Source organism: Eubacterium album (assembly GCF_025336545.1).
Lineage (GTDB): Bacteria > Bacillota > Clostridia > Lachnospirales > Lachnospiraceae > Eubacterium_U > Eubacterium_U album.
In genome coordinates this window covers 361,518-380,784 of sequence record NZ_JAODBU010000003.1, presented here as the reverse complement: position 1 = coordinate 380,784, position 19,267 = coordinate 361,518, and the positions used below count along the sequence as shown (strand labels likewise).

General features: G+C 34.5%; 17 protein-coding genes and 1 other annotated feature. All 17 genes read right to left on the bottom strand.

Features of this window, described 5'->3' with window-relative positions:
• Positions 1-3,828 carry a DNA-directed RNA polymerase subunit beta gene (gene rpoB, locus N5B56_RS04245; RefSeq protein WP_260978447.1) on the bottom strand — a complete coding sequence of 1,276 codons (3,828 nt, stop codon included), beginning with the start codon at positions 3,826-3,828 and terminating at the stop codon, positions 1-3.
• Positions 3,829-4,323: 495 nt separating this feature from the next.
• Complete coding sequence (rplL, locus tag N5B56_RS04240; protein ID WP_022089868.1) at positions 4,324-4,689, bottom strand: 50S ribosomal protein L7/L12; 366 nt, start codon at positions 4,687-4,689, stop codon at positions 4,324-4,326.
• Between the two features lie 76 nt (positions 4,690-4,765).
• Positions 4,766-5,260 carry a 50S ribosomal protein L10 gene (rplJ, locus tag N5B56_RS04235; protein WP_022089869.1) on the bottom strand — a complete coding sequence of 165 codons (495 nt, stop codon included), beginning with the start codon at positions 5,258-5,260 and terminating at the stop codon, positions 4,766-4,768.
• 55 nt (positions 5,261-5,315) lie between these two features.
• Positions 5,316-5,446 (bottom strand) — a sequence feature (ribosomal protein L10 leader region).
• Positions 5,447-5,531: 85 nt separating this feature from the next.
• The gene (gene rplA / locus N5B56_RS04230; RefSeq protein WP_022089870.1) at positions 5,532-6,227 is read right to left on the bottom strand and encodes a 50S ribosomal protein L1; all 696 of its coding nucleotides are present in this window, start codon (positions 6,225-6,227) and stop codon (positions 5,532-5,534) included.
• A gap of 117 nt (positions 6,228-6,344) precedes the next feature.
• Positions 6,345-6,770, bottom strand: coding sequence for a 50S ribosomal protein L11 (rplK, locus tag N5B56_RS04225; protein ID WP_022089871.1), 426 nt, complete (start codon positions 6,768-6,770; stop codon positions 6,345-6,347).
• 91 nt (positions 6,771-6,861) lie between these two features.
• Entirely contained in the window at positions 6,862-7,380 is a 519-nt protein-coding gene (gene nusG, locus N5B56_RS04220; protein ID WP_022089872.1) for a transcription termination/antitermination protein NusG, read from the bottom strand.
• A 26-nt stretch (positions 7,381-7,406) separates the two neighbouring features.
• Positions 7,407-7,613, bottom strand: a complete 207-nt coding sequence (secE, locus tag N5B56_RS04215) for a preprotein translocase subunit SecE (RefSeq protein ID WP_022089873.1) — start codon at positions 7,611-7,613, stop codon at positions 7,407-7,409.
• Between the two features lie 27 nt (positions 7,614-7,640).
• On the bottom strand, positions 7,641-7,790 hold the full coding sequence (gene rpmG, locus N5B56_RS04210) for a 50S ribosomal protein L33 (protein WP_022089874.1): 150 nt from the start codon (positions 7,788-7,790) through the stop codon (positions 7,641-7,643).
• Between the two features lie 163 nt (positions 7,791-7,953).
• Positions 7,954-8,658 (bottom strand): ComF family protein, encoded by a 705-nt coding sequence (locus N5B56_RS04205; protein ID WP_260978446.1) that lies wholly within the window; start codon positions 8,656-8,658, stop codon positions 7,954-7,956.
• A 287-nt stretch (positions 8,659-8,945) separates the two neighbouring features.
• A complete protein-coding gene (gene recD2, locus N5B56_RS04200; RefSeq protein ID WP_118565303.1) occupies positions 8,946-11,231 on the bottom strand; it encodes an SF1B family DNA helicase RecD2 in 2,286 nt (761 codons plus the stop codon).
• 59 nt (positions 11,232-11,290) lie between these two features.
• Complete coding sequence (mreB, locus tag N5B56_RS04195) at positions 11,291-12,286, bottom strand: rod shape-determining protein (protein WP_117908860.1); 996 nt, start codon at positions 12,284-12,286, stop codon at positions 11,291-11,293.
• 409 nt (positions 12,287-12,695) lie between these two features.
• Positions 12,696-12,950: a sporulation transcriptional regulator SpoIIID gene (gene spoIIID, locus N5B56_RS04190; RefSeq protein WP_117909042.1), complete on the bottom strand. Its 255-nt coding sequence runs from the start codon at positions 12,948-12,950 to the stop codon at positions 12,696-12,698.
• Positions 12,951-13,118: 168 nt separating this feature from the next.
• Positions 13,119-13,577, bottom strand: coding sequence for a DUF2798 domain-containing protein (locus N5B56_RS04185; RefSeq protein WP_117908858.1), 459 nt, complete (start codon positions 13,575-13,577; stop codon positions 13,119-13,121).
• 459 nt (positions 13,578-14,036) lie between these two features.
• On the bottom strand, positions 14,037-15,818 hold the full coding sequence (locus N5B56_RS04180; RefSeq protein ID WP_117908856.1) for an aminopeptidase P family protein: 1,782 nt from the start codon (positions 15,816-15,818) through the stop codon (positions 14,037-14,039).
• A gap of 105 nt (positions 15,819-15,923) precedes the next feature.
• Entirely contained in the window at positions 15,924-16,463 is a 540-nt protein-coding gene (locus N5B56_RS04175; RefSeq protein ID WP_022089883.1) for an inorganic diphosphatase, read from the bottom strand.
• Positions 16,464-17,357: 894 nt separating this feature from the next.
• A complete protein-coding gene (locus N5B56_RS04170; RefSeq protein ID WP_117908852.1) occupies positions 17,358-17,792 on the bottom strand; it encodes a hypothetical protein in 435 nt (144 codons plus the stop codon).
• Between the two features lie 137 nt (positions 17,793-17,929).
• The gene (locus N5B56_RS04165) at positions 17,930-19,243 is read right to left on the bottom strand and encodes a phenylacetate--CoA ligase family protein (protein ID WP_260978445.1); all 1,314 of its coding nucleotides are present in this window, start codon (positions 19,241-19,243) and stop codon (positions 17,930-17,932) included.
• Positions 19,244-19,267: the final 24 nt, after the last annotated feature.

Genomic DNA, 19,267 nt, shown 5'->3' with positions numbered 1-19,267 from the left:
CTACTCGTTGTCGTCACTAGAAACATCTTCTGATGCGCCAACTGCCTGAAGTTCTTCGTTAACGAATTCCTGTGTTGTATAACCAGCTTTTTCAAAATCATTGGCATTTTCTTTATTTGAATTAAAGTTTCTATCGTTGTTAATAATTGCATTTATGTTTGTTTCACCATAATCAATGCTTTCCTTTAATTCTACTTCTTCGTCATTTTCATCTAATACCTTAACATCTAAGGCAAGTGACTGAAGTTCCTTCAAAAGAACCTTAAATGACTCTGGAATTCCAGGCTGTGGAATATTCTCACCTTTAATAATTGCTTCATATGTCTTAACACGTCCAACAACATCATCAGACTTAACCGTTAAGATTTCCTGAAGAGTATATGATGCGCCATAAGCTTCAAGCGCCCAAACTTCCATTTCACCAAATCTCTGTCCACCGAACTGAGCTTTACCACCAAGTGGCTGCTGAGTAACAAGTGAGTAAGGACCTGTTGAACGTGCATGAATCTTATCATCAACCAAGTGATGGAGTTTAAGGTAATGCATGAATCCGATTGTAACCGGGCTATCAAAATATTCACCTGTTCTACCATCTCTTAATCTTACCTTACCATTTCTTGAAATTGGTACACCCTTCCACTCTTCTCTGTGGTCAAGATGTTCCTCAAGGTAAGACATTACATCTTCACGTAATGTATCATTATATTTTTCTTTGAAATCTCCCCATTCCATATTAGCATAATCATTAGCTAATTCGAGAGTATCCATAATATCATTTTCATCCGCACCATCAAATACCGGTGTAGCAATGTTAAATCCTAATACCTTAGCAGCTAAACTAAAGTGGATTTCAAGCACCTGTCCGATATTCATACGAGAAGGTACACCCAATGGGTTAAGTACGATATCAAGTGGTCTTCCGTTTGGAAGGAATGGCATATCTTCAACTGGTAATACTCGTGAAACTACACCTTTATTACCATGACGTCCGGCCATCTTATCACCAACTGAAATCTTTCTCTTCTGTGCGATGTAAATACGAACTGATTCGTTTACACCAGGAGCTAATTCATCTCCATTTTCTCTCTTAAATACTTTAGCATCTACAACGATACCTGAAGTACCATGTGGCACTTTAAGTGATGTGTCTCTTACTTCTCTTGCCTTTTCACCAAAGATAGCTCTTAAAAGTCTTTCTTCAGGTGTAAGTTCTGTTTCACCCTTTGGTGTAACCTTTCCAACAAGAATATCTCCGGCACGAACTTCAGCACCAATTCTGATGATACCTCTTTCATCCAAGTCTTTACGTGCTTCATCACCTACACCCGGAACATCATTTGTGATTTCTTCAGGTCCAAGTTTTGTATCTCTTGCATCTGTTTCGTATTCTTCTATATGAATTGATGTATAAACATCATCCTGTACTAATCTTTCGCTAAGTAAAACAGCATCTTCGTAGTTATAACCTTCCCATGTCATGAAACCAATTAATGGGTTCTTTCCAAGTGCGATTTCACCATTAGATGTTGATGCACCATCGGCAATAACTTCTCCTGCTTCCACATGATCACCCTTAAATACGATTGTTCTGTGGTTATAGCAGTTACCCTGGTTACTTCTCTGGAATTTCAAAAGATGATATGTTTCCTTTTCTCCATTATCATCATACTTAATAGTAATTTCCTTTGAAGTAGCTCTTTCAACTACACCGGCACGTTTAGCGACAACACATACACCTGAGTCAACAGCTGCTTTTGCTTCCATACCTGTACCGATTACAGGAGCTTCTGTTGTCATAAGTGGAACAGCCTGACGCTGCATGTTAGATCCCATCAACGCACGGTTAGCATCATCGTTCTGCAAGAACGGAATCATTGATGTAGCAACAGAGAATACCATTCTAGGAGAAACGTCCATAAGATCAATTCTCTTCTTAGGGAACTGAGATGTTTCTTCTCTGTAACGACCTGATACGTTATTATGGATAAAGTATCCATTTTCATCAAGTGGTTCATTAGCCTGTGCTACTGTATAATTATCTTCTTCATCAGCTGTAAGATATACAACTTCATCTGTTACTCTTGGGTTTGATGGATCTGACTTATCAACTCTTCTGTAAGGAGCTTCTACAAATCCATATTCATTAATTCTTGCATAAGTTGCAAATGAGTTAATCAAACCGATGTTAGGACCTTCAGGAGTTTCAATAGGACACATTCTACCATAATGAGTATAATGTACATCTCGAACTTCGAATCCGGCACGGTCTCTTGAAAGACCACCAGGTCCTAACGCTGAAAGACGTCTCTTATGTGTCAACTCACCCAGTGGGTTATTCTGATCCATAAACTGTGATAACTGAGAACTTCCGAAGAATTCCTTCACAGCTGCTGTTACTGGTTTTATATTAATTAAAGTCTGAGGTGAAATTCCTTCAAGATCCTGTGTTGTCATTCTTTCACGAACAACTCTTTCCATTCTTGAAAGACCTATTCTGTACTGGTTCTGAAGCAATTCGCCTACGGCTCTGATACGTCTGTTTCCTAAATGATCAATATCATCAGCTGTACCAATACCGCATTCGATATTCATACAGTAATTGATAGATGCTAAAATATCTTCCTTTGTAATATGCTTAGGAATCAATTCATGTATTCTTCTTGAAATTGCATCCTTAAGATCTTCTTCTGTATCATTTTCCTGAAGTATTTCTTCAAGAACCGGATAAAATACTGCTTCATTAACGCCTAAATCAGTGCAATCAAAATCAACGTAGCTATTAATATCTACCATCATATTAGAAAGAACTTTTTCATTTCTAATTTCAGTCTGAATCCAAACTGCTGGTACTGCTGCGTTCTGAATCTTAATTGCCATTTCTTCTGTTACTCGGTCACCTGCGTTTGCAAGTACTTCACCTGTTGTAGCATCTACTACATCTTCAGCGAGTACATGACCTTTGATTCTGTTCTTTAATGCAAGCTTCTTGTTGAATTTATAACGTCCAACTTTAGCCAAATCATATCTTCTTGAATCAAAGAACATACCTGTAATTAATGATTCTGCGCTATCTACACTTAAAGGTTCACCTGGGCGAATCTTCTTATAGAGTTCTAAAAGACCATCCTGATATCCTTCTGATGGATCTTTTTCAAAACTTGCGAGAAGTTTAGGTTCTTCGCCAAACAAGTCAATAATTTCTGCATTTGTACCTATTCCTAAAGCTCTAATAAGAACTGTTACAGGCACTTTTCTTGTTCTGTCCACACGAACGCTAAATATATCATTTGAATCTGTTTCGTATTCTAACCATGCACCTCTGTTAGGAATTACAGTTGATGTAAAGATTTCTTTACCAACTTTATCATGACTTACACCATAATAAATTCCAGGAGAACGTACTAACTGACTGACAATTACACGTTCTGCACCGTTAATTACGAATGTACCGGTTTCTGTCATTAAAGGCAAATCACCCATAAATATATCATGTTCAGTAAATTCACCTGTTTCCTTGTTATGAAGTCTAACCTTTACTTTTAAAGGAGCTGCATATGTTGCATCTCTTTCTTTACATTCCTCAATCGTATACTTCTTATCTTCAACACATAACTTGAAGTCAACGAACTCAAGGCTTAAGTTCTGGCTGTAGTCTTCAATAGGAGAGATATCATCTAACGCTTCTTTTAGTCCATCACTAAGGAACCATTCATAAGAATTTCTCTGTACCTCAATAAGATTTGGCATATCCAAAACTTCTTTTTGTCTAGAATAACTCATACGAAGGCTTCTACCTGATTTCACAGGACGGATTCTCTTTTTCTCCATCGACATTTCACCCCTTGTCTATAATTTGTCTTTTTGTTCATTCAATAGGGCGCAAATTACCCCTATTTTCACAATAAAGCACTCTACACTTTAGCATAAACTCATCTATATGTCAACGACTTTTTTGATGTTTTTACCATTTTTTTAATTTTATTGCAGAATTACACACGATATATATAAGAGATTACCCCAATGCTAGACAAAGAGCCGTTCCTCTAATTGATTTTCTTCGTAAATCAATTAGCACACGGCATTCGCTGTTTTTTCTAAAAGCTCGCTCCTCTAATTGATTTTCTTCGCAAATCAATTAGCACGCGGCATTCGCTGTTTTTTCTAAAATCTCGTTCCTCTAATTGATTTTCTTCGCAAATCAATTAGCACGCGGCATTCGCAGAATGCCGCGTAACATAAAAAGAGATAGGTTCTTATTTATGCAAGCATAATAGAACCTATCTCTTTTTATGTTACGTCGCTTTGCTCAAAGCTTCGCGATAATTATTTAATTGTAGCAACTGCTCCAACTTCTTCAAGAGCTGCCTTAAGAGCTTCAGCTTCTTCCTTAGAAACTCCTTCTTTAACTACCTTAGGTGCTCCATCAACTACTTCTTTAGCTTCCTTAAGTCCTAATCCTGTTGCATCCTTAACAGCCTTGATAACTTTAACCTTGTTAGCTCCAACTTCTGTTAATTCAACATCAAATTCTGTCTTTTCTTCAGCTGCTGCTCCAGCATCTCCTGCTGCTGCAACTACAACACCTGCTGCTGCAGATACGCCAAATTCTTCTTCACATGCTTTTACTAAATCGTTTAATTCTAAAACTGATAAACCTTTAATTACTTCAATGATTTCTGCTGTTGTCATTGTTTAATCCTCCATATAATAAATTAATTAATTCTTTGAACTTTCGTTCAGTCAATAAAAACCTGATAATTCAGATTTATGCAACTTCTTCGTTCTTTTCAGCAATCTGCTTAATAACACGAGCGAAGTTTGTAATTGGTGACTGCATAGATCCAAGTAACTTTGAAATAAGTACTTCTCTTGATGGGATGTTTGCAATCTGAGCAATTCCTGCTGCATCGTAGCATACACCTTCAACTACACCTGCTTTGATTTCAAGAGCTTCAGCGTCTTTAGCGAATTTAGCTAATTCTCTAGCTGCTGCTGTAGCATCTTCTTTACAAATAGCGATAGCTGTTGGTCCTTCTAAGTATTCAGCAAGACCTTCGAATTCTGTTCCCTTAATAGCGAAATTAATCATTGTGTTCTTGTATACTTTGTATACAACACCAGCTTCTCTTAACTGTTTACGAAGCTTTGTGTCCTGTTCAACAGTAAGACCACGGTAGTCAACTACAACTGCTGTTGCAGCACCGTTAAGTAATTCAGCAATTTCGTCTACTATAGGTTTCTTTACTTCTACTTTTGCCATGAATGTTTTGCCTCCTTATTAAAATTAGGTTCAACCAAACATTAAGCCGAATAGATTTTCAATATAAAAACCTCTCTGCCTGGACAGAGAGGTGTATAAGTCATTAAAAATTCTTATTCCTCGGTAGGCATCTTATGATTTACGACTAATGTCACCTACTGTCTTCGGCAATTGGTATTAACCACTTTGTGCATACTAGCACACAATTATTGAATTGTCAATAATTTTATTAATTAATAACAATCAGATTGTATTAATCTATATTTGTTAATTAATTGCTTAACTTAGCAACGTTTAACTTAACTCCAGGACCCATTGTAGATGTAAGAGTTACGCTCTTGAAGTACTGTCCCTTTAATGCGCTTGGTTTAGCTTTGTTTAAAGCATCAACTAATGCGTTGAAGTTATCTGTTAACTGTTCTTCTGTAAATGAAGCTTTTCCAACTGGAACGTGGATGATGTTTGTCTTGTCAAGTCTGTATTCAATTTTACCAGCCTTGATGTCGTTAACAGCCTTTGTTACGTCCATAGTTACTGTTCCAGCCTTAGGGTTTGGCATTAATCCCTTAGGTCCGAGTACACGTCCTAAACGACCAACAACACCCATCATGTCAGGAGTAGCAACAACTACGTCAAAGTCGAACCATCCTTCATTCTGAATCTTTGGAATTAATTCATCTCCGCCTACGAAATCTGCACCAGCTGCTAATGCTTCGTCTACCTTGTCTCCCTTAGCGAAAACTAAAACCTTAACAGTCTTACCTGTTCCGTGTGGTAATACAACAGCACCACGAACCTGCTGGTCAGCGTGACGTCCATCACATCCTGTTCTGATGTGACATTCTATTGTTTCATCAAATTTTGCAGTAGCTGATTTCTTAACTAATGCAATTGCTTCTTCTGTGTCATATTGAGCTGCTCTGTCAATTGACTTAGCTGCGTCTAAATACTTCTTTCCTCTTTTCATTTAAACCTCCTTGTGGTAATAACGGATAAACCTCCCACATTTCTCAATTCATTTTAAATTACAACATAAGTCGTTTAATAACTTTTTGTTGTTCGCGATATTATTTATCTACGAAAATTAGTCTTCAACTTTGATTCCCATACTTCTAGCTGTTCCGGCAATCATGCTCATTGCTGCTTCAATGCTAGCTGCATTTAAATCCGGCATCTTTGTTTCAGCGATTTTCTGGATATCTGCTTTAGAAATAGTAGCAACTGTTTCTTTAAGTGAGTTACCAGCTCCGCTCTGGATGTTACATGCTTTCTTTAATAAAACTGCTGCAGGTGGAGTCTTTGTTACAAAACTAAAACTCTTATCCTGGTATACTGTGATTACAACTGGAATAATCATTCCCGGCTGATCTGCAGTTCTTGCGTTGAATTCCTTTGTGAATTGAACGATGTTTACACCATGCTGACCAAGTGCTGGTCCAACTGGTGGTGCTGGTGTTGCTTTGCCAGCTTCGATTTGCAATTTAATGTATCCTTCTACTTTCTTTGCCATCTTTCGGCACCTCCTAAAATTTGTGGTATTATCGGGAATCCCTCCCACTGCTCTACAAATATGTAAAGCAATCTATTAAAACCAAATGGTTCTAATCCATCTTTTTAACTTCAGTAAAATCTAATTCTACCGGAGTTTCTCTACCAAACATGTCCACATTAATTGTGACTGTCTGTCTGTTTTCATCAATGCGCTTAATGACACCTGCTGTGCCTTCCCATACGCCCTTGATTACTGCAACTGTATCTCCCTCTGAGAATTCAAGAGTAACCGGACCCTTGTTAATTCCAAGTGAGAGCATTTCTGCATCAGTAAGTGGAACAGGTTTTGATCCTGGTCCTACAAATCCTGTAACTCCTCTCGTATTACGAACAACGTACCATGTATCATCATTCATAACCATATTAATGAGTACATATCCCGGAAACATCTTCTTCTGTGTAACTTTTTTTACACCATTCTTAATTTCAACTGCTTCCTGAATCGGAACTGATACTTCTAATATCTGATCCTGCAATTTTCTATTCTCAATTGTCTGTTCAATATTAGTCTTTACTTTGTTTTCATAACCTGAATAAGTATGAACTACGTACCAATTTGCTTCTGACATATAATCACCTCTTCATTATTTTATTCTTATCCTATAATATGATCCAACCCAAACTGAATGAGCTGATCAATTAAGCTAATAAGAACACCTAAAATAACTGTGATCACTGTTACAACAACAGTCTGTCTTATAACGGATGCTTTTGTTGGCCAGATTATTCTTTTGAATTCAGCCTTCAAGCCTGCAAACCATTTTTTTACAGAGCCCTTTGACTTGTTAGATGCTTCTCCCATCTTAATCCCTCCATTATATAAAACTGACTATTTTGTTTCTTTATGCATTGTGTGTCTCTGACAGAACTTGCAATACTTCTTTGTTTCTACTCTGTCCGGATGACTCTTCTTATCCTTTGTAGTATTGTAATTACGCTGTTTGCATTCTGTACATTCTAATGTAATTCTTGTTCTCATGGCTTAACCTCCACTTTATTTATAATCATTTTTTGTATCTTGTTTTAAGTCATTTTTTCTGCAAAAAAAAAAGACCTAGTCCTCGCTTGATTAATATAACATAATCTGTATATAGCGTCAAGATATTTTTTAAGGCTATTTTTAAGGTGGCTGTTTTTTAAGGTTACAACACTCCGGCACTTATGCATACAAAATATACTTCTTTAACGCCTGCCGCCTTAAGGACCCGTGTACACGCATCTATAGTACTACCTGTCGTATAAATATCATCCACCAATAATACCTTATTATATTCTTTTGCCTTTTCCTCATATATAGCAAATGCATTTTCAACGTTCTTCTTTCTTGCAATTCCTACAAATTCCTTTTGCGGCTTTGTATCCTCAACTCGCACAAGGCATTTTTTATCAATAGGTATTTTCGTATATCGGGAAATTTCTTTGGCATATACATACGCCTGATTATATCCTCTCTTTATTTCCTTCTTTTTAGAAACCGGTACTGCCATTATGCAGTCAATTCCCCATTGTTCAAATAATTTTCCATAACGCTTTGCAGTCTCCCATCCATAATACGCTCCATATTCTCTTGCATTTTTATATTTAAATCTATACATGGATTCTTTTATTCCACCTGCATATTGAAAAAGACACACGCCTTTTTCATATGCATGCTTATGCTCTCTGCAGTCTTTGCACAATGTGCCGTCTTCTTTAAGACTTTTTCCACATTTTGCACATTTAGGCTCTTTCATGTAAAACACTTTACCCTTGCATTTGTCACATACAAATTTGTCCTGTCCTTTGACCACTTCCCCACATACCGGACAGGTTCTAGGGAAAAATACATTTAAAATCTTCTCCTTCATTTCCTACGTAAATCTTTTTTTAATTAATTCAAATAATCTTATATTATGTATTTATGTATTTAACTCAATAAATTTCCAATAATAAACCAGGTTTTATAAAATAAACTCTAGCAAAGCATTATAATATTAATTAAAATTTATATTTATTTTCCTTTCTTAATATTTCTATTTTGTTTATTATTTGCATATTTACAACATTATTCCATTAACTCATACTGTTCTATTTGTCATTTTCTACAATTGCCGAATGTATAATCACCAAAAATCGACACAGCACTTATGCCGTTCTATTTGTCATTCTCTACAGGTTCTTTATCTGTTTCAAATGTCTGCAACTGCCATTGTAATCCTGAATACCTTTTATGCTGGTCTTCATTTTTAATCATACCTTGAAATGTATCTTCTCTTCCAACAATACATACACAACTTTTCGCTCTTGTTATTCCGGTGTACAATAGATTTCTCGTCATAAGTTGCTGATACCCTGTAACAAGAGGCATGATAACTGCCGGATATTCACTACCCTGAGATTTATGAATAGTTATTGCATATGCAAGTTCTAATTCTTCCGCTTCCCTAAATGTATATGTCACCATTTTATTTTCATCAAATTCGACTTCTAAAATCTGTGAATCGTTATTCATATTTTTTATAATTCCCAAATCTCCATTAAATACACCTTTTCCTGAATCGATACAGGCTCCATTAGGCAATCTAACTTCCCATTCAATTTGATAATTGTTTTTTATCTGCATTACCTTGTCGCCTTCTCTAAATATATATTTGCCAAATTCATGTTCTTTTTTATATTTGTCCGGCTTATTAATATATTTTTGCAATTCAACATTCATATTCTCAACACCAAGAATTCCACTCTTCATAGGTGTAAGAACCTGTATTTCCTGCGGTGTTGATTTTACATAGTCAGGAAGTTTTGTCATTATAAGACCTATTGTTGCATTCAAAGCCTCCTGAGGTGTATTTCTTCTTATATAAAGGAAATCTTTCGTGCTATTGTCTAGTTCAACTGCTTTTCCTTCATTTATTTTATGGGCATTTGTTACTATTCCGCTTTCACCCGCCTGTCTGAAAATCTTATTAAGCGTTACCACTTTAAATTTTCCGGAATCAATGATATCTTTTAATACATTTCCCGGTCCGACACTTGCAAGCTGGTTAATATCCCCTACAAGAACAAGTCTTGTTCCATGAGCTACAGCCTTAAGCAAAGAATGCATAAGGAAAATATCAACCATCGACATTTCATCTATTATAATTACATCTGCTTCTATTGGATTTGTTTCATTTCTTTCAAACTTAGCGTCCATATCCAATGAATCATCCGTTCCGGTACTTCCGTTTATTTCAAGCAGCCTGTGTATTGTCTGCGCCTGGCAACCTGTAGTTTCAGTCATTCGTTTTGCTGCTCTTCCTGTAGGCGCCGCAAGGCTGATTTCCAAATTATCACTTTCAAACATTTGAATAATCGCATTAATTGTAGTAGTTTTTCCCGTTCCCGGTCCACCTGTTAAAATTACCACTCCATTGCTTTGCGTAGCCATAACCGCTTCTTTTTGCAAATCATCAAGTACAATATTATTTTTTCTCTGGATGGTATCTAATTTTACACTTTCCACAAATTCATCCGCCGGCATTGATAAATCCAAATCAAGAAGCATTCCTGCTACATTCATTTCCGTGTAATAATATGTAGACAAAAATACAGCCTGTACTTCATTGATTTCTTTAACAATAAGTTTCTTTTCCATTACAAGGTCAATAAAATAGTTGTCCAACAAGTCCATATTATATGTACCATCGGCATTCTGATACTGGTCTCTTAACCCAAGCAAACTAATAGTTGCCTGAATAAGATTTTCTTTTGGCAAATATGTATGCCCTGACTCTGATGCTTTAGAAAGTGCATATACCATTCCACTTTTAACTCGAATAGAAGCATTAACTTCCACTCCTGCCCTCTTAGCTATTTCATCAGCTGTTGTAAATCCTATTCCTCGTATTTCATCAGCAATTCGGTATGGATTTTTCTTTATAATCTGATAAATTTCTTCGCCATAATAATTATAAATTTTAAGACTCATCGCCGACGAAATACCGTATTTTTGTAAAAATATCATTGCGTCTCTTATATCTTTTTTTGCCTGAATCTGGCTTGCAATATCCATGGCTTTCTTATAACTTATTCCTCTGACTTCTTCTAATCTTTCAGGCTCTTCATCAACTATTCTAAATGTATCTTCTTTAAACTTGTCTACGATTCTGTCCGCAAGAGCAAGACCTAACCCCTTAATTGCTCCTGACCCTAAATATTTTCTAATTGAATATTCGTCATTTGCCGGAATTGTTTTATACGATTTCATTTTTATCTGTTCACCAAAAACAGGATGAAATACTTCCTCGCCTTCTACTTCGATATATTCCCCTTCACCAATATATCCAAATACTCCGGTTACTTTTACATCTTTTTTTCCCACAGACATAGTTAAAACAGTATAGCCATTTTCTTCATTTCTAAATGTAATTATTTCTACATATCCGGTAATAGTTTTCATCGACATATCTTTTCCTTTTAATTTAAAAGGCTGCCTTTTCCAGACAGCCTTATTATCTATTATTTTTCCTGGTTCATTTCATCCATAACTTCTAAGTATCTTCCTGTACCAATAGCGACCGCAGTCATCGGATCTTCAGCTGTCATTGTATTGATTCCCGTCTTAGATTCAATCAATTCTTCTAATCCGTCTAACAGACAACCACCACCTGTAAGAACAATTCCTCTTACCGCAATATCTGCTGAGAGTTCAGGAGGTGTATTTTCAAGCACTCCATGAATAGCTTCAACAATCTGTGTTGTCGCTTCTCTTAAAGCTTCTTCAACTTCTTCTGATGTAACTTCTATAATCTTAGGAAGGCCTGTAACAAGGTTTCTACCTCTTACTTCCATCTTCTTAACTTCCGTTTTCTTAAAACATGTACCTATTCCGATTTTAATTTCTTCAGCAGTTCTTTCTCCTACTAAAAGATTGTGTTTTTTTCTCATATATCTGACTATCGCATCATCAAAATCATCTCCCGCAACCTTTACAGAAGTACTTTCAACAGTAGCACCTAAAGAAATAACTGCTATATCTGTTGTTCCACCACCTATGTCAACCACCATATTTCCACATGGTTTTGAAATATCTATTCCTGCACCAATAGCAGCTGCTAACGGTTCTTCCACTATAAATACTTCTCTTGCCCCTGCCTGGAATGATGCATCCTCTACAGCTTTAGTTTCAACTTCTGTTGCTCCACTAGGAACGCAAATGCTAATTCTTGGTTTCTTATAAGAACGTTTTCCTACAGCTTTCTGAATAAAATACTTTATCATCTGTTCAGTAACTGAATAATTAGAAATCACTCCCTGTCTAAGAGGTCTTACCGCAACAATATTTCCAGGTGTTCTTCCTATCATTAATCTTGCTTCTTCTCCAATTGCTCTTATAGTATCCGTATCTCTATCTATAGCAACAACTGATGGTTCTTTTAAAACCACACCTTTTCCTTTTATATATACTAAAATACTTGCTGTACCTAAATCTATTCCAATGTCTGTATCAAACATATCTTTCTCCTTTTTAAATTGGATATTTATGACAGATTAAAAGTTGTTATAAAAAATAAACACGTTATACATCTTTCAATCCCGTATTAATCACGATTTCCCGCACAAATATTATATACAATTTTATATAAAAATTAAAGTATGTTTTATTTTTTTTGCATTTAAAAAATTATTTACATCGTGTTCATATTTCGTTCACATATGTACCGTAACATAATAGAGTACTACTTAGGTAGTGCAGCATAGTTTGTATACGTCATACCCTATAATGACGTATTTTTAAGTTTTTCATACTCAACCTGGTGGGTGAAATTCCCGCCAGGTCCCCCGAAATTAACACCACATCGTAAGATGTGGTTTTTTATTGTCATAATTAAATAAAAGCCATAACTAAATGGCTTTTATTTCTTCATACATGATTATGTGCGTATTTTTCTTTTGTTGCAAGTCCACCTCTAATATGACGTTCTGACTTATTTACATCAAGAACTTTCCTAACCTGCTTTGCCAATCCTGGATTTAACCTGCCTAACCGTTCTGTACAGTCTTTATGTACCGTGCTTTTACTTACACCAAATGTCTTTGCTGCCTGTCTTACAGTAGCATTGCATTCAATAATGTAATTTGCTATTTCAATCGTTCTTTCTTCAATATATTCTTTCACTTCTCGCCTTTTGCATTTTTCTTTTTTATAATTTATGCAAAAGGCGAAATTAATATGTTGAATTTTTATCAATCGAATAAATTTGTAATTTTCAAATATATTTTCTTGTTTTACTTTTTTCAAAATCGACTCTGCGATTTTTCATAATATATTTTTTCAAATTTACGATTATTTAAATATTTTTCCAAATATCGTTCTTACCAGCGGGCCGGCAGCAAATAATTGCCAGAAAAATGCCATAGGGAAATTTATTATAGTTGTCTGAATCCACACTGCTATAAGTTGTGGACCAAAAGCATTTTTAAACAAAACTACAGCCACAAAACTCATCATCGGACACATAAGCCAGATTGATAATACTGATATTGCCAAAATAACAAATATTGGCTTATCTTCTTTTGGATTTACCAGTCTGAAAGCTACTTTTTTTGCTATTGGTCCGGCTATAAATGTATCAAGTAAAAATGCTGCTATACACATTATCGGCAGTTCACTAAGTGCTGCTAAAAATACAAAATTCTTCATTCCACCTACATCCATTGCTATGTTATAACATACCATTGCATAAACCATTACTATGACCATCATTATTGTGTAAATCGTTTCTTCTTTTCTGTTCTTTGGCATAAGAACCTCCTTTTGTCTTTCTTTAACTTTCATTGTATACTCGCTTCATTTCACTGATGCGGCATTCGCCTTAACTTCGTCCACGCACAGTTCAATTTCGCTTCGCTTCATTTCACTGATGCGGCATTCGCCTTAACTTCGTCCACGCACAGTTCAATTTCGCTTCGCTTCATTTCACTGATGCGGCATTCGCCGCATCACATAAAAAACAAATATTTCTTTTTGAAAGCAAGCTTTCACAGAAATATTTGTTTTTTATGGTACGTGGCCTCATTGCTAACGCACAAAAAAGCACGGTGCAGTAAACTTTCGTTCTACTGTACCGTGCTTTTCTTCACTAACATATACAACTACCATTAATTGCGAGTAGTCTATCATAAAACATACAATTTAGACAAGTATTTTTTTGTAATTCATCTATTTCGCACATAATTTAGTCATTATTATACAAAAATATATTTAAATTTCCATACATACTTCGTATAACCATTCCTGTTCCTCAATATTAAGATATGGAGAAATCTTTTTATAAACAAGTTTATGATACTGTCTTAAAAGGCGTATTTCATAGTCAGACATTATATTTACATCTATAGCGTCTACATCAAATGGGACTAATGTAAGTGTATCAAATCCCAAAAACTGTCCGTATTCAGTCACCTGTTTTTCAACACAAAGCAAAAGATTTTCGAGCCTTATTCCATATTGTCCTTCCAAATAAACGCCGGGTTCATCTGAAGTAATCATTCCCGGTTTAAATTCTGCATTTTCTTCAACATTTTCTCTTAACATATATCTAAATGCATTCGGCTGCTCATGAACATTAAGAAGATAACCGACACCGTGACCTGTACCGTGTCTATAATCATATCCGATTTCCCACAGTGGTTGTCTTGCAACATAATCAAGTGATACTCCTGTACATCCTGATAAGAATTTTGCATTTGCAAGCTTCAAATTTCCTCTAAGAACAGCTGTATACATCTTCTTCTGCTCTGTAGATATATTTCCGAGGGCTATTGTTCTTGTTATATCTGTAGTTCCTTCTACATAATGTCCGCCTGAATCAATTAAAACAAAATTATCTGCTTTAACTTCATAATCTGTTTCTTTAGTTGCGCTGTAATGAACTATTGCGCCATGGTCTGCATATCCTACTATAGTTTCAAAACTTGGTGCCAAATATGTTTTCCATGATTTTCTAAATTCTTCTAATTTATTTGCAATAGATATTTCTGTCATTTTTTCTTTGCTTACATTATGTTTTAACCAATAAATAAATCTGGTCACTGCAACGCCATCCATTATATGAGCATTAATCATATTTTCAATTTCCACATTATTTTTGATTGCTTTCAAATGCAATGCAGGTGAAAATTTATCTATAATCTTTACTTCTGGTTTTATGGAACGTAAAATACTATAATTTGTTGTTGTTTTATCTAACCATAATGTTGTATATTCAGGAATAACTTTTACATAATCATATATTTCATCATATTCTTTAATTTTAACCCCTTCTTCCGAAAGACGGTATATTGTTTTTTCATCAAATGATTTTGTATTTGCAAATAACAGACTATCATATTTTGTAATTACCATATACGAAAAGCATACCGGATTATACTCAATATCATCACCTCTGATATTTGTAACCCATGCAATTTCATCTAACGATGTCAAAAGTAATGTGTCCGCTTTTTCCTCTTCCATTCTTTTTCTTATATTAGCTACTTTTTCAGGATAAGAAACTCCTGCATATCTATCCATTAATCTCCATATAGGTTTAAATTCTATAGCAGGTCTGTCACTCCATATTTCTCCAACCAAATCCACGTCACTCTTTATTTTCATTTTTGAAATTTCAGCTAATTTTTCTGCCTGTCTTGCATTAGTTGTCTGTCCGTCAAATCCTATTACACTGCCCTCAATAAGGTTCTTCTTTAAATATTCTTCTACAGAAGGCACCCCTTCTTCTCCGGCTTTCATAAGTTTAATTTCACTATCTTGAAGTTGTTCTGCTGCCTGAATAAAGTATCTTCCATCAGTCCATAATAGTGCCTCATACATTGTAACTACCAATGTTCCTGCTGAGCCTGTAAATCCTGACATATATTCTCTCGTTTTAAAATGGTCACTCAAGTATTCTGAACCATGCTCATCACTTGTCGGAATTACATAAGCATTAATTTTATTTTGTTCCATTAAATTTCTAAGGGCTGAAATTCTTTCATTAATCATAATCTTACCACCTTTAAAATATGTTATTTGTAAAACAAAATGAATCTCTATTTTTCAAATCAATTTAATTATTTTCAAAGCAAGTTGAATCTGTTTCATAGCAGACTATTCATCTTTTTTCCCATATTTTTCATTATAATTATCCAAACATTGATATATTATTTTAGCAGCCTCAACAGGTCCGCCAAACTCCTTAACAGCAGTCTGTTTTCCCTCTAAATCCTTATATACATTAAAGAAGTGCTTTATTTCCGCAAATATATGTTCTGGTAATTGTTGTATATCCACATATCCGTTATATGTTGGGTCGCCATATGGAATTGCAATTATCTTTTCGTCATTATCCCCATTATCAGTCATATACATAACACCTATCGGATAACATCTTACAAGTGACATTGGTTCTATTTCTTCTGAACATAATACCAACACATCAAGCGGATCTTTATCATCTCCAAGCGTTCGTGGAATAAATCCATAATTAGCAGGATAATGAACTGATGAATACAGGATACGGTCTAGTATAATCAAACCTGTTTCCTTATCTAATTCATATTTTTTCTTGCTTCCTTTGCTAATTTCAATAGTTGCAATAAAATCTGATGGCTGAATTCTTTTTGGATTAATATCATGCCAAATATTCATATTTACACCTCACCCTTCTGTACATTTTGTACTACTTAACATATCTTTTTCAAAATATGACATCTCCGTTGTTACTAACTGTATTGTTATACAGAATCAAATATCATAAGAAAATTATACAATCATTTATTTTACAATTCTATATAATGTTAAATTTTATTTTGCACTATATATAGTGAAAGCTAACTTTTCGTTTATTTCAAGGCAAAAATTTCTTTTTTTGTTATGCTAATCAAATTATGTATAATCACTATTTTTTCATTATATAGAGCAATTAATATATGATTATTATTTTTTATTATGGAAACTAAATTTTAGGAATTTAATATTTATATAAAAAAACTATAATATAATATGGAAATTCAATATTTTTTATTGGGTAAACCATAATATAAATAAGTTACTTTTTCATTATGTAAACCAATTTACGGATATATATTATTTTTTCGATATATTCCGTAAAAAATATAATTATTTTCATTGAATTAGTTTTGTGCCATGGCAGATGTGTCCTTACTTATATGGTACACTTTTATTTGAAAAATTTACGGAACAATCTAAACTAACTTCGGAGTTAAAACTCCACTCAAACACTATTGCAAATATTACTTATATAAACACTTTTAATAACAAAATACAGAATAAAGAATCATTAAGAGCATTAAAAAGAGACTTAAAATATCCGGCAAATTTGTCTTTTGCAAGTCATCCGTATTTTTTTAAGTCTCTTTTATACATACTTTAATTCTTTGAATTAATAAAACTTTTTTAGTTTCTTTTTATGTACTATCGTTCTCTCAATTATTAAAACTTTTTTAGTTTCTTTATACTTTTATGCACATTATTGCTTTCCATTTAACAATTTAACAATGCTTTTTAATTTGTTAAACTATCCTACTGTTCACTAATATCTTTAATTTTTTCTTCATCCCAGAATTCAAATCCTTCAGATTCAAGAACCTTTGTAGCTACATTTACATTTTTTGTCTTAATAACTGCTGCTGCGTTGATTCCACTTGAAAATGCATACATATATTCTACATTTACATTAGCATCTGCAAGAACCTTTAAAGTCTTTGCAAGTGAACCTGCTTTATGAGGAACGCTTACACAAAGTACCTCTGTTAATTTTGCAGAAAAATCTGCATTCTTTAAAATTTCTCTAGCCTTTTCAGGTTCTGGAACAATCATTCTTAATATTCCGAAATCAGCTGATTCCGCTAAGGCTGCTACAATAATGTTAACATCATTGTCTGCCAAAGTCTTTAATACATCATTTAAATGTCCTTCTTTATTTTCAAGGAACACTGTCAACTGTTTTAATGCCATAAAATTACCTCCTATAAATTACGATTTCGATTAAGATTACGATTATTTATAATAAAAACTTATTATTTATTATTATAAATATCCGTTATCTCCTGCTATTACAAATTACGATTATAAATATCCGTTATCTCCTGCTATTACAAATTACGATTATCAATTACTCGTACTGCTTTACCTTCACTTCTCTGGATTGTCTTAGGTTCTACTAATTTAATTTCAGCAGATATACCTAAAGCCTGTTTTAATTTAGCTCCAACCTTCTTCTTCAAATCATTTAACTTGCTAATTTCATCTGAGAAGAGATTCTCATTTACTTCAACCATTACTGTTAGTTTATCTGTATTATTTTCACGGTCTACAATCATCATATAATGGTTAGAAATATCTCCACCCATTGATAAAAGTGCTGTTTCAACCTGTGTTGGGAATACATTTACACCACGAATAACCTTCATGTCATCTGTACGTCCTTTGAATTTAGAAATTCTAGGTGTTGTTCTTCCACATTCACATGTAGTATGGTCAATGCTTGTTAAATCTTTAGTTCTATATCTAAGTAACGGCATACCTTCCTTTACTAAAGTAGTAAATACAAGTTCACCTAAATTATTGTCTCCTACCGATTCATTTGTAACAGGATCAAGTACTTCCGGATAGAAGAAGTCATGGTTAATATGTAATCCATTGTGTTGTTTACAATCCATTGCAACACCCGGTCCTGTAATTTCACATAATCCGTAAATATCAAAACATTCAATATGTAAAATGTCTTCAATTTTCTTTCTCATTTCTTCTGTCCAAGGCTCTGCTCCATGAATTCCGACTTTTAATTTCATATCATCAACCTTGCCCATCTCTGTAATTGTTTCTGCAAGATGCAAAGCATATGATGGTGTACATGTAAGAGCTGTTGCGCCAAAATCTTCCATACACATAATCTGTCTCTGTGTATTTCCTGCAGACATAGGAACCGTCATAGCGCCAATTCTTCTTGCACCAAAATCCATTCCAAGTCCACCTGTAAACAAACCATAACCATAGCATACATGAATTACATCTTCCTTTGTAAGTCCTGCCATTGTCATACATCTTCCTACACATTCTGCCCATACATCAATGTCCTTCTGTGTATATGGCACTATAGTAAGCTTACCTGTTGTTCCTGAAGTTCCCTGTACACGTACAATTTCTGACTGCGGTACTGCTCTAAGTCCGAATGGATAATTATTTCTCAAATCTTCCTTTGTGGTAAATGGAAGTTTAACAATATCTTCAATTCCTTTAATATCACCGGGTTCTACACCTAATTCTTTCATCTTCTTTGTGTAGAATGGTACATTGTTATAAACTCTGTTTACTAAATCAACAAGTCTCTCTCCCTGAAGTGCTGCCATCTCGTCCCGGCTCATACACTCATGCTTTGAGTCTAAAATCATTTCCTTTACGCTCATTATGTTATCTCCTTATGTAATAAA